The sequence below is a fragment of the Leptolyngbya sp. Cla-17 genome, assembly GCF_016807185.1.
In the GTDB taxonomy this organism is placed as follows: Bacteria; Cyanobacteriota; Cyanobacteriia; order Leptolyngbyales; family Leptolyngbyaceae; genus ULC077BIN1.
Window position 1 is genome coordinate 874243 of record NZ_JAEVYN010000002.1, and the last position, 12601, is coordinate 886843.

Genomic DNA, 12601 nt, shown 5'->3' on the forward strand with positions numbered 1-12601 from the left:
AACTAAAGGCTCAAACCCTTGCTTTCTATTATTCTTCCTGTACTTCATCCAACAGAGAACCGCTATAGTTTGTTTTCTACGAGAGGGCAAATTAGGTGCCCAATGCGTAGGTCTGTTAATCCGTAAGATTGTTCGTTTGAGGAAACTCAAGATAATGCTCCCAATCGACATCGGGCATGCGATCGAAGGCTTCTCTCAAAGAAACTTCCCATAAACGGCGCATTTGCGACAGGTAGGGTGCTTCTAATTCCAGTCTCAGTTCGTAGCGAATTTTGAAGGAATCTTTTTCGTACATCACTAGGTTGATGGGTGGTCCCACGGAAATGTTGGATTTCATCGTGGAGTCGATAGAGAGGAGTGCACATTTGGCGGCGGCTTCTAACGAGGTGTCAAAGTTAAGGATGCGATCGAGAATAGGTTTGCCATACTTCGCTTCACCAATTTGCAGAAAAGGGGTGTCTTTGGAAGCCTGAATGCAATTTCCCTGGCTATAGATGAGAAACAGTCCTGGTGCTTCGCCTTTGATCTGTCCACCTAGCAAAAAGCTGCATTGGAAATCAATCCGATCTTTTTCAAGCCATTGACGGTCTTGTTCGCGAATTTGTCGAACCTTGCCGCCAATATACCGGGCAATTTCATAGAGGCTACCCAGGGCATGAAGATTTGCTTCGGCTTGGGTTTCAATATCTCGGCGTAGCAAGTTGAGGACGGCTTGCGTCATTGATAGGTTTCCCGCTGTGCAAAGCACAATCGCGCGATCGCCTAGCAGAGAAAAATCAAATAGCTTTTGATGGGTCGAAACGTAATCTACTCCGGCGTTGGTGCGAGAATCCGCTGCCATAATCAGCCCCGCATCCGTAATAATCCCAAGGCAATAGGTCATGCAGCCAGCAAAAAATAATAATCTTTTCGATTTTAAAGCGGTTGGAAGAAACTGAGAAAAAACTGTTAGTCAAAAATTGTGGTTCATGTGCAGTCAAGGTTTTTTGAGTGGCAAAAACTCTCACCAAATAACCTCTCAATCATCCCCTATCTGTCGAATCAAAGTTGACAGGCTGCTAGGTATATTTTATGTGCGGTTAATTGACAGTAGCTGGCGATCAAGAAAGACCATCAAGTCTTTAATGGTTGCAAGAGTTTCTAGGTTAATCTCTTCGCCCAAATCAATCTCAAATTGGGTGAAAAAATCTTGTTGGAGTGATTGCTCCCAATCAAACCAGCAAACCAGCGAGAGATGTAAATCTTCTTGGAGGCGATCGCTAGGATGAATTCTGCCGCAATCCAGTCCTGAATAGCTGGGTAGGTGCCAATAAATGAAACTAGAGAGTTGTGGCGTAATGTTGAGAGATTGCCAAAATTTCTGATGCCAACCTTCTGGAGTCAGCCGGGAGCGATCGCCCAGCATCCGATTCACGCGCCGCCTCATTCGCAGATCAGGGCTGAGATCGGGGTAAGTTTTGAGACTATAAAAAAAGCTTTTGAGCAAACGCCACATGCACCAATCACCACCCACGAAACTCACTGAACTTTTATAAGTATTCCCAGGGAGTAAGAGAGATGCTTAGATTGTCAAAGACTTTATTTTGAGGGATATAGGAAAGGGAGTTGAAGACAGAGGCTAAGAGCTATGATCTTCCCCTTTCGATGAGGGCAGCAACTCTAATATTTCTTGAGCGGCGCGATCGCAAACTCCAGGCTCACCCAATGCCTGAGCCATTTCCTGATAGTTTTCCAGCATTGTTTGCCGACGCTGAGGATTTAATAGCAAGTCCAAGGATTCTTTGGTCAGGTTTTCTGCCGTTGCCTGCTCTTGCAAAAACTCTGGCACAATTGGCTTCATCATCACTAAGTTGGGCGGCGACACAAACGGCACTGCAAACTTTAATACTCGGTTTAAGATCCAGGCAGTGACTGCGTTTACTTTATATAAAACGACCTGTGGCACGTTGAGTAGCGCGATTTCTAAATTGACGGTGCCCGATTTAGTAATTGCCAAATCTGCTGCTGCGATCGCCCGCAGAGTAGTAGAAGCATCGCTACGGGGGTCAGCATATTGAGTGTGAGCAGAGGAATCATTCAACACTGTTGCCCGGAGCCCATAAGTTTGAATGGCTCGCTCAATCGCTGGGCGATATTTTTCAAGAGCTAAGGGAATCCAGAAATGAACCTTGGGCAGTTTGCTTTGCAGCGCTTGAGCAGCTTGGCAGATGACTGGCAATAGGTAGTGAATTTCTTGCTGGCGAGAAGCGGGTAACAGCACCACTGCAATTTGGTCGGGAGGAATACCCAAGACTGCACGGGCTGTTTCGCGATCGGGTGCTGTTTGAAGGCGATCGATTAGGGGATGCCCTACCCAACTGACCTTCGCACCCTTTTTTTGAAAATAGCGCGCTTCCTCTGGAAAAATTGCCAAAACCCGCTGAGTTGCCCGGACAATCAAATCGGATCGAAAAATTTTGACTCCCCAAAACCAGCCGTCTCCCCAAACCCACTCTTGAGGTGCAATGTAATACACTACGGGCACTTGTGGGGAATGGGTTGATAAATACTCGCAGAAAACGAGGTTGGGTCCCATGTAGTCAATTAAAACTACCAGATCGGGCGGATGTTGTTTAAAATACTGTTTAACTTGGCGCTGCACCTTTAGCACCGGCATGACAAAACGCAATGATTCAAAAATACCGACGGAGCCAATCGCGGTCGTATGTCCCAGGAGTTTTGCTCCGGCGGTTGCCATGCGATCGCCACCCAATGCAAAAATTTCTAGCTGCAATCCTTTTGCTTGAGCGTGTCGCTGCAAAGCTTCCACCAGGAGTGCCCCTTGCATATCTCCAGAAACCTCACCCGTGCTAATAAAAATGCGTGCAGTTTTGCTCATTAGATAGGGAGTGACCAGTAGGGGCAGCAAACGTCATTTGCATTGAGCAGTCAAGCTAAGCTTCTTATTCTTCAGTTTCGTCGGTTTTTGCGCCCGGAGTAGAGCCTCGTCGCCCTGCTTGTTTAGATAGCTTCAGAAACTGATAGAGATGTTGAAGATAGTCATTGTTCACTAATTGTTCTAGTTTTTCTGTCGCTTCGCTAAGGGTTAAATCGGAGCGATAGAGTAGCCGAAATGCTTGCTTTAATGACTGGAAGACTTTGCCTTCCTCGATATCCATCAGTCCTGCTCGTTTAAGACCCACTACATTGAGCGATCGCACCCGTGAAGTATGTCCTTCAACCAACATATAGGGAGGCACATCGCGAGTAATGCGGCTCATTCCGCCGACCATTGCTAGCCGCCCAATCCGCACGCCTTGATGAACCCCACTCATGCCGCCAATTCGCGCTTCTGATTCAATATGAACATCGCCACCCAAAGACACCGCATTGGTGATGATGACATTATTTTCGATTACACAGTTATGGGCAACGTGAGTATACGCCATGAGCAAATTGCCGTTCCCAATGAGGGTCATCTCATCCGCATAGGTGGCACAGTTAATCGTGACGTACTCTCGAATGTGATTATCATTACCAATCTTGACCAGGCTTTCTGTTCCGTCATATTTTTTATCCTGGGATGCCAACCCGATCGCGGCACCTGGAAAAATTTGATTTCGCTCTCCAATTTCTGTCCACCCATCCAGCACAACATGGGAGCCAATCACTGTGTCTGCTCCCACCTTCACATTCGCACCAACCACGGCGTAGGGTTGCACCTTTACAGTCGGGTGTAGCTCGGCACCAGGATGAATAACGGCGGTTGGATGAATCAGAGTTGCCATAAAAGTGATGAGTGATAAAATGATGAGCTTTTGGATTTGAGTTGGAAAAACTCGAAGCTCAAGTCGCCTTAGTCTACCAGCGAAAACATGAATTCGCCTTCGGCTGCAAGTTGCCCATCGACTTCAGCACGACCTCGCATTTTGCCAAACCGACGACGTTTTACGCTGATTAGTTCTACGGTCATAACCAGTCGATCTCCGGGAACAACCGGACGGCGAAAACGAACCTTATCAATGCCTGCAAACATAAATAAGCCGCCTTTGAGATCCGCCATCTGAGTTAGCACAATACCGCCAACCTGTGCCATTGCTTCCACAATTAGCACACCCGGCATAATCGGACGACCCGGAAAATGTCCTTGAAAATGGGGTTCGTTGAAGGTGACATTTTTAATGCCAACAGCGTACTGTCCAGGTACGTAGTCAATGATGCGATCGACTAAAGCAAAGGGGTAACGATGGGGCAGTAATTTTTGAATGTCTTCGAGCGATAAAACAGTCGTGCCAGAAGCTACAGCATTCGTTGAAGTGTCTGTTTCAAGCTGGGCAGGACTCTGTTTGTGGGTGGGCACTGCATCAGCAGTATTGACATCAGTAAAGATTGACATGGGCAGAGTTAATAAGCGTGCGATGTCGAGAAGTGTGGAATATCATTGGTAGCTCCGTCCCCGACCTTATCATGATTGTGGCGTTACAGGCTGCTTGATTCGTAGCGCATTCAGCGATCGCGCAAGTTGCGTATGTAACGAATGGCTGGCTTTGTACGCCATAAAATGAGCAGTCGGAATTTCTAATAAACTCAAATCTCCTACCAAATCCAACAGTTTGTGACGTGCAGGCTCGTTTGAAAATCTCAAAGGTGGATTAACCCACCCTTCAGCACTACATACCAAAGCGTTGTCTAAACTGCCCCCTTTAATCAACCCATTTGCCCGCAGATATTCGATTTGGTGAGCTAAACCAAAGGTACGAGCTGGGGCAATTTCGGCAGCAAACGATGAATCAACAGTGAAGTGAGCCGCATTAGGTGACCAGCTATGCCACTGATTACCGATCGCCGCCAGGTCAAAATCAATGCCATAGGTAAACCGCAGTTCAGCAGCGGGGAGCGCCGCAACAAAGGCATCTCCCTCACGAATCCAAATCGGGGACTGCAACGACCAGGTTAAACGAGGTGCTGTTTGAGCAACCACTCCCGCTTGGGCGATCGCGGCTGTCCACTCCTGCGCTGAGCCATCTAGCACTGGAGCTTCTGCCCCGTCAATCTCAATGCGGGCATTGTCCACACCCATACCTGCCAATGCCGCCAGCAAATGTTCCACCGTGCGAACTGTTGCCTTGCCAGCAGCCAGCTCAGTTGACAGCATTGTTTGCCCAACGGCATCAATACGGGCAGAAATTTCAGGAGAATCTGGCAGATCAACTCGGATAAACCTTCGCCCTGAGCCTGTTGGTGCTGGCAACACTCGAACCTGCGTGAACAATCCCGTATGCAGCCCAATCCCTGACCGAGTAAACTCACCCCCCAACGTTTGCTGAGCAGGTGCCGAAGATTCCAACGTTTGATTTTTCTGACTCTGGACTTCTGACTCCATTAGAAGCGCTCTCCAATACCAAAGTTTATCCGGGTGTCGCCCTGATCATTTACACCAAAGTCTACCCGAATTGGACCCAGCGGAGATTGAACCCTTACCCCAGCGCCATATCCATACCCACTACCAGGTTTCCCCCGAATCCCCCCCGGATTTCCTGGAACTAGCCCCTGAGATCCGAACCCGTAGGCTCCATCTACAAAAAGGGCACCCGAAAAGATAGAAATAACTGGAAAGCGATATTCAATTGTTCCTTGAACAAACGATCGAACCGATCCCAGATCTCCCTCGTCATAGCCTCGGACTGAGTTTGCGCCACCCAAAGGAAACGCTTCATAAGGAGGAAGATCTCCAAGGTAGTTGCCTCCTTGGACATTAAAGGCAAGCGTTTGCGGGCAATCGCTGGGTCTTGGATTGACAACCCGACAACCTTTCGTAAACTTAACTAGCTGTACTGGAATATAAAAGCTGTAGTTACCGCGAAGGCGATTAAACAAAATATTGCCTGACCCAAGCGGAATTGATTGCTCAGTCCCTAGCCTTAAAAATGAGCCGCTGGTGGGTCGGGCAAAATCATTGCGACGATCTTGCACAATCCCAAATTGCAGTGCTAACAGGTCATCTCGTCCGGTGCCGCTAAAGCTGAGGTTGTTCCGGCGCTCATCTAAGGGGCTTAACTCGCCATCGCGATCGCGAATAGATATCCGCTGATATTGCAAACCCAACGATGCAGTCCACTCCGCCCGCTGAAACACATTGCGGCTAAGAGGGCGCGTAAAACTGACAAATCCGCCTGAACGAAGAATTCGGGGAGTGTCGCCATTGGGTAGATTCACTTCCGACTCGCCACCATCAAAGATGAGTGAGATTGTGCGTCGCCGGAACAGATTGATCGTGTAAGACGTACGGAACGGATCACCACCAATCCACGGATCAGTAAAACTCAAATCGAACAACAACTCCCGTTGACCAATCTGCACTTCAGCCGAGAGCTTTTGGTTATTGCCCCCCAAGTTTTGCTGCTGATAACCCACCGACCCAAACAAACCACTGGCAGAACTAATCCCAGCGCTGGCGAAGATTGAACCAGCATTCTTCTCCGCTACATTGGCAACGACCACCACTTTGCGTGGATCAGTCTCGCTTGGCTGTAGCGACAGCCGCACATCTTCAAAAATTCCTAGCCCAAAAGCTCGCTGCAAATCTTGCTCAACAATGGTCCGATTAAAAATGTCTCCGGGTTTTGTTTGAAATTCGCGGGTAACGATGAAATCACGAGTGCGTCCTCGAATGGGATTGCCTTTCGCATCTTTATCATCCCCATCTTTGTTAATGAAGCGAACTCTAATTCCTTCAACCTCTCCTTCCGCTACTTGTAAGGTAACAATTCCTTCGGGAGAGACTGCTGGAGCATCTAAAACCTGCGCCAAAACATAGCCATTCTTTTGATACCATTCGTTGACCTTTTTGATACCGTCTTGAAGACGATTTAGGTTCAACACCTGACCATATTGGTCACCAAAGCTGTCCGCCAGAATCTTCTCTGGCAAAACCCGATTGCCCTCAACCTTAACGGATTGTAGGACTGGATTAACCTGCACTTCAAACGTCACTCGCACACCTAGAGGCGTGTCTTCAGGCACAGCCTTTACATTTGAAAAAAAGCCAGTTGCAAAAATGGCGTTAATGTCTTCTTGAAGCTGGGAGCGGGTTGTGGTGCGCCCAGGCTGAGTTTTAATGACTCCATATACCTCGTCTTGCAGGGTTTGATCGGCTCCCTTAATTAGCACCTCGCCAACAAGCACTCTAGGCTCGGCTTCGGTGGAACCAGAAGGGGCAGCTGGTGAGGGAGCGGTCGGTGTAGTTGGAACAGGAGTCACAGAATCGCTAGGGGCGGTTTCTGGAGTAGGTGTGGCAGGAGCGGTGGGAGAGGTCGGTAGCTGAAAGGTGGGAGTAGTTTGTTGAGGCGCAGTTGGCGCAAGTGGATTGACCCGGATGCGGTCAGGAGACTCTTGTTCTGATGCGCCTTGGGCAAAGAGGGGAGGCGTAGTCAGCAAGTCTACTGGAGAAAGGGGTTCTGAATCCGGAGAAACGGCGATTTCGCTATTAGTCGGCGCTTCTTCCTGTTCTAGTGTTGATTGAAAAGATGAATCGGTCGCGATCGCCTCGGTGCTAGTCGTATCTGTGCTAGACAGAGGGGGCGCTTGCGCTTTGACAGAGTGTGATAGTCCAACGGTTGCAGAAGCCGCCAGGAAAGCTACCAATAAGGGAGATAACCGCATCTTGTTCAAGCTATATTGCACAACCACACACCAAATCCTGTTAAAGCAGGCCATAGAGGACACGTTCAATCGATCCAACAGCGAGGATAGGCTGTAAAAAGTAAACCGTCAAATTTTACCGCATCAGTGCGTACCAATACTTAACATACCTGCTAAGTTGGATTTTCTAAAGTGAATGTGCCAATACTCGCTGCATAACTTGCTGATAAGCAGACTCGATTTCGCCCAAATCATTTCGGAATCTATCTTTATCCATGACTCGTCGAGATGGATCGGTTTCTGACTGATTCCACAAACGGCAGGTATCAGGGCTAATCTCGTCTGCCAAAATCAACTGTTGATTGTGATCCAATCCAAATTCCAGCTTGAAATCCACTAAAGTAATACCGCATTCCTGAAAGAAACTAGTCAAAATATCGTTAATTTTAAGTGCCATTGCTGCCAACTGAGCGACTTGCTCAGAGGTGGCGAGTTTCATTAATAGCAGGCGATCGAGGGTAAGCAAGGGGTCACCTAACTCATCATTCTTATAATAAAGCTCCACTAAAGGGGGAGAAATTAATGTGCCTAGTTCTAACCCAGTTTGTTTACATAGGCTTCCTGCTGCCAAATTGCGTATCACTACTTCTATAGGAATGATAGACACTGCCTTAACATGCATCTCAGTTTCACTCAACTGCTCAATAAAATGAGTCGGGATTCCGGCTGTTTCTAACTGCTGAAATAAATGACTTGAAATGGTGCAGTTCATTGCCCCCTTACCCTGAATAGTGCCGCGCTTTTGGGCATTAAAAGCAGTGGCATCATCCTTAAAAACAGATAGCAATACATCAGCAGCTTCCGTTGAATAGAGGATTTTTGCTTTGCCTTCATAGAGCTTTTTGTGATGAGTCGTTATCATGAGCGCAATGCCTAAGGTAGTGTGAGTCTTGAAAATTATGGATTGAGCTGTTTTGCTCTTCATCTCATCTTTACCTGAAAAATGCAAATCTCCTTTACGCTGGCTTTAGATTGTTGATTCTAACCATGAAGCTCTTACATCTGAAGATTGTGCTGTTAATCTACTTGGGGCTGGCTGGTTGTTCCCTGAGCCAGTCTTCTATGGTGACATCATCAGATAATGGGGCTTCTGATAATGCTGTTTCCGCCGAGACTCTTGCTCCGGCAGAAAAGTTCCGGTCGGCTGAGATGCTTGCTTGGGACGCAGCAGTGATAGTGCAGCACCCTCCTCATTTGGCTGATACTTGGCAGTCTGCTAGGGTTAAGTGGCGACAGGCAATTCGCTTGTTAGAAAGCATTTCTGGCAAAACTCCTCTAGCGGCTCAGGCAAACGCCAAATTAGCTATTTACCGAAAAAACTACGCGGCGATTAGCCAACGATTAGTAGCAGAACAAACAGCAAAAGATCAGCTTGGTAAAGCTCAAACTCTGGCGTGGCAGGCGGCAGTGACGGTTCAAAATCCGCCCCACTCTCTTAAGGTTTGGCAGCGTGCTAGCCAAAAATGGGCGGCAGCGATCGCGCTTTTGGCAACAGTGCCACCTAAAACCTCTGTTACTGAAACTTCTCGATCAAAATTAGTGACCTATCGCAATAACTTTTCGGTAGTCGCCCGACGACTTCAAACCGAACGAGCTGCCGAACGAGCCGTACAGCAGTTTGCTAAATTTACTAGCACTCTTGTTTCTCTCCAAACTCAGGCGGAGATGGGAACGACTAGGTACCCATTAGGAATTGACTATTCTAATTATCGTCAGACTGTTCAAGCCTTGAAAGGTGCATTGACTCGTTTTGAGCAGGAGCCTGAAGCCATTCGGCATCCGGTTTATCAACCGCTTTCGGCGGCGATCGCAGACTACGACTTTGTACAGAGTGTTTGGGACTCTTATTTAAAGCACAAGCAAGCGAATATCTCCTGGCTTAACAATCAAGACTTTTACAATTTGCTCATTCCTCTAACACTGATTGACAGTGCCACCCTGTTGCAAAAGTACAAGGTCAAAATCTATCAGGCTTCAGGCGTCCCTAAAGTTTCACTAAAACTGACGGCTTGGGAAATTTGGGAGCAGGCGGGTCGTCATGTTGATGTTGCCCAACAGCGAGTTTCTACTCAAGTAGACGAGGCCTCGGTACAATCGTTTCACTCTATGTTCTAATTTTGATGTCTTCGCCTGACTCTGCTCAACCCGTTTGGCTTAGAATTCTGCGGCTTCTTCGCTGGGATAAACCTGCTGGACGCTTAATTCTAATGATTCCTGCACTGTGGGCCGTTTTTTTAGCCGCACGAGGAACTCCGCCGCCCTTGCTGGTGGGTGTAATTGTATTGGGAACCTTAGCAACTAGTGCTGCTGGATGTGTAGTGAATGACCTTTGGGATCGAAATATTGACCCCAAAGTTCAGCGGACGCACAATCGCCCATTAGCATCTCGTGCTTTGTCGATTTGGATAGGTTTGGGAGTGGCGATCGCGTCGTTTATCTGCGCTTGGATCTTGTCTCTTTACCTCAACCTACTAACGTTTTGGCTGTGTGTTGCAGCCGTTCCGATTATTGTGCTGTATCCCCTGGCAAAACGAGTTTTTCCAGTTCCTCAATTGGTGCTAGCGATCGCGTGGGGCTTTGCCGTTCTCATAAGCTGGAGCGCAGTTAGCTGTGGTTCTACTCCGGCTGCTACTCCCTGCTTAGGCACTCCCACTTGGTTCTTGTGGGGCGCGACCGTACTGTGGACGTTGGGATTTGATACAGTCTACGCCATGTCTGATCGGGAAGATGATCGCCGTCTAGGGGTGAACTCTAGCGCCCTGTTTTTTGGCAAGTACGTCTCTCATGCAGTTGGAGCCTTCTTTGCAGGCACCGTTATTTTGCTGGCAGCGATTGGCAATAGCATGGCGTTGACTGGGTTCTATTGGCTAACGTTGGCGGTCGCAACAGGATTATGGATCTGGCAATACTATCGCCTCTGCAAAAAAACAATTCTCCATGCTGCCTACGGGCAACTCTTCCGACAAAACGTATGGATTGGGTTTATTTTACTTGCGGGAATGATAGTCGGTAGCTTCAAGTAGTAGCTTCAAATAATTCCTAAAAAGAAGGCTGACTCAAGAAACTGAGTCAGCCAAAGATACTAGGTAAAGTGAAAGGTTCATTACGACAGAAAACAGAACGTCATCCAAATTAAGGATCTGTTTGCAACACTTGGGGCTGTAAGCACGCCACCATTTGTTGGATGCCACGATGAAGGCGACGCGTCACCGTCATTGGACTGACACCGATTTTTTCTGCAACTTCTTTCCGAGATAAATCGTTGATAAAGACAAACTCAACTGCCTGGCGGGTTTTTTCCTCCAATTGATTCAACGCCCGTTGAATTTGCTGCCGATCTTCCTCCAAAATTTGCAAGTTTTGGTAGTGAGAATCAGGCAAGGTATCGCCCAAGGTCATCGGCGAATCAATTTGCTGGCTGATGGTTGCATCTAAGCTCAAAGGCAAGCGATTTCTAGTTGCCATTCTGCTTTCGCGCCACTCATAGACAGAAACTCCAAGTTCGGTTGCAATCTCATCATCTGTAGGTTGACGACCAAAAGCTGCCGATAGTTCTTCACGAACTTTTTGTCCTGCTTTGTTGAGTTGTTGCCAACGACGGGGAATCTTAACAGTAGAACTACGATCGCGGAGAAAATGTAGCATTTCACCGCGAATGTAGGGAACCGCAAATGAGCTAAACGCACACCCCTGATTTGGGTTAAACCGCTCAATCGCTCGAATTAAACCCAAATAACCGATTTGCTCCAAATCTTCGTAAGGTTCAGCACACTGATGGCTCACCCGATGAGCAATTTTTCTAACCAAACCCGCATTCATTTGAACGAGCTGATTGCGGAGCCTAACTGAGGGATTGTGGTGGTACGAAACTAACAATTCCATTCCACGGGAACGAACGCAGGGTTGAGTAGCCATCATTTGCAATTCACCTTTCACATCAGAGTTAAGCTCATTCTCGTTAGACCGAGGGGTATAAACCATCGTCGATTTACGGTACTGTCGCTGAGTGACTTTCCAAGGAATCGGCATAAACACGCAAACGGTTAAGCGAGATACAAGGCCGTTTCTGAATAGAGTTAGCCTTTCATCGTGGTTAAAATCCAGTAAAAATAGAATTTGAAAGTAATCAGAATTAATGTTGAAAGGCTCGATCGCTAGCGCTAGGGGCGTTTCAAAAATGTTTTTGCTAGGATTGCAGGTGAAAGTTCACAGCACAATTTAAGGAGTCATTCCATGGTTATTGCTGCTCAAGCCCGCCCGACTGAACGCGCCAAGTTTATCCAAAAAACATATATTCATTTGGCAGGAGCAGTTCTTGCGTTTGTCTTGCTGTCAGTTTTTCTGTTTCAAACCGGAATTGCAGAGGTTTTAACCAGGCTGATGACGGGTAGTCGATTTAGCTGGCTCGCCGTCTTGGGAGTATTCATGCTTTTAGGTTGGTTATCCAGAGAATTAGCAGCCAAAGCAGATTCCGTAGGAACTCAATATGCAGGGTTAGGACTTTATGTTGTCCTCCAGGCAATTCTTTTTACTCCCTTGCTTTATATCGCTGCTCTGTTCTCAGATCCCAGCGTGATTCCAACAGCAGCAATTCTGACGCTTCTAATGTTTGCAGGTTTGACAGCCGTGGTTTTTATTAGCCGAAAAGATTTTTCGTTTTTAGGCAGTATTCTCACGATCGGCGGTTTTATTGCCATGGGCGTGATCATTTGCAGCGCAATTTTTGGCTTTACCTTGGGTCTTTTCTTTTCATTCATTATGGTGGTGTTTGCATCGGCGGCAATCTTGTATGACACCTCTAAAGTGCTGCATAACTACTCAACGAATCAATATGTAGCGGCTTCACTAGAGTTATTTGCCTCCGTTGCACTTTTGTTTTGGTACGTGTTGCAAATTGTTATGTCTTTTTCTCGGCGTTAAT

At 47.4% G+C, this 12601-nt stretch carries 12 protein-coding genes; 3 read left to right on the forward strand and 9 right to left on the reverse strand.

The window, feature by feature from the left end; translation table 11 throughout:
* Nucleotides 1–115 precede the first annotated feature (115 nt).
* The 8 genes from JOY44_RS15215 to purC form a co-directional block, all read right to left on the reverse strand.
* Nucleotides 116–883: a proteasome-type protease gene (locus tag JOY44_RS15215; RefSeq protein ID WP_171574500.1), complete on the reverse strand. Its 768-nt coding sequence runs from the start codon at nucleotides 881–883 to the stop codon at nucleotides 116–118.
* A 186-nt stretch (nucleotides 884–1069) separates the two neighbouring features.
* Entirely contained in the window at nucleotides 1070–1495 is a 426-nt protein-coding gene (locus JOY44_RS15220; RefSeq protein ID WP_171576019.1) for a hypothetical protein, read from the reverse strand.
* 123 nt (nucleotides 1496–1618) lie between these two features.
* Nucleotides 1619–2878: a lipid-A-disaccharide synthase gene (gene lpxB / locus JOY44_RS15225; protein WP_171574502.1), complete on the reverse strand. Its 1260-nt coding sequence runs from the start codon at nucleotides 2876–2878 to the stop codon at nucleotides 1619–1621.
* A gap of 64 nt (nucleotides 2879–2942) precedes the next feature.
* Nucleotides 2943–3767 carry an acyl-ACP--UDP-N-acetylglucosamine O-acyltransferase gene (gene lpxA / locus JOY44_RS15230; protein ID WP_171574504.1) on the reverse strand — a complete coding sequence of 275 codons (825 nt, stop codon included), beginning with the start codon at nucleotides 3765–3767 and terminating at the stop codon, nucleotides 2943–2945.
* Nucleotides 3768–3835: 68 nt separating this feature from the next.
* Entirely contained in the window at nucleotides 3836–4375 is a 540-nt protein-coding gene (gene fabZ, locus JOY44_RS15235; protein WP_171574505.1) for a 3-hydroxyacyl-ACP dehydratase FabZ, read from the reverse strand.
* A 69-nt stretch (nucleotides 4376–4444) separates the two neighbouring features.
* The gene (lpxC, locus tag JOY44_RS15240; RefSeq protein ID WP_171574507.1) at nucleotides 4445–5362 is read right to left on the reverse strand and encodes a UDP-3-O-acyl-N-acetylglucosamine deacetylase; all 918 of its coding nucleotides are present in this window, start codon (nucleotides 5360–5362) and stop codon (nucleotides 4445–4447) included.
* A complete protein-coding gene (locus JOY44_RS15245; RefSeq protein WP_171574509.1) occupies nucleotides 5362–7641 on the reverse strand; it encodes a BamA/TamA family outer membrane protein in 2280 nt (759 codons plus the stop codon). The genes lpxC and JOY44_RS15245 overlap by 1 nt, the downstream gene beginning before the upstream one ends.
* Nucleotides 7642–7807: 166 nt before the next feature.
* A complete protein-coding gene (gene purC, locus JOY44_RS15250) occupies nucleotides 7808–8542 on the reverse strand; it encodes a phosphoribosylaminoimidazolesuccinocarboxamide synthase (RefSeq protein WP_171576020.1) in 735 nt (244 codons plus the stop codon).
* A gap of 125 nt (nucleotides 8543–8667) precedes the next feature.
* On the opposite strand from purC, the gene JOY44_RS15255 reads away from it, so the two are divergent.
* Together JOY44_RS15255 and JOY44_RS15260 are read left to right on the forward strand one after the other, a co-directional pair.
* The gene (locus JOY44_RS15255) at nucleotides 8668–9795 is read left to right on the forward strand and encodes a hypothetical protein (protein ID WP_171574510.1); all 1128 of its coding nucleotides are present in this window, start codon (nucleotides 8668–8670) and stop codon (nucleotides 9793–9795) included.
* A gap of 5 nt (nucleotides 9796–9800) precedes the next feature.
* Nucleotides 9801–10703, forward strand: a complete 903-nt coding sequence (locus JOY44_RS15260; RefSeq protein ID WP_281063307.1) for a 4-hydroxybenzoate solanesyltransferase — start codon at nucleotides 9801–9803, stop codon at nucleotides 10701–10703.
* Between the two features lie 109 nt (nucleotides 10704–10812).
* Here the strand turns inward: JOY44_RS15260 and JOY44_RS15265 are convergent, their stop codons facing one another.
* On the reverse strand, nucleotides 10813–11709 hold the full coding sequence (locus JOY44_RS15265) for an RNA polymerase sigma factor SigF (protein WP_197985439.1): 897 nt from the start codon (nucleotides 11707–11709) through the stop codon (nucleotides 10813–10815).
* Nucleotides 11710–11913: 204 nt separating this feature from the next.
* On the opposite strand from JOY44_RS15265, the gene JOY44_RS15270 reads away from it, so the two are divergent.
* Nucleotides 11914–12600, forward strand: coding sequence for a Bax inhibitor-1 family protein (locus tag JOY44_RS15270; protein WP_171574512.1), 687 nt, complete (start codon nucleotides 11914–11916; stop codon nucleotides 12598–12600).
* Nucleotide 12601: the final 1 nt, after the last annotated feature.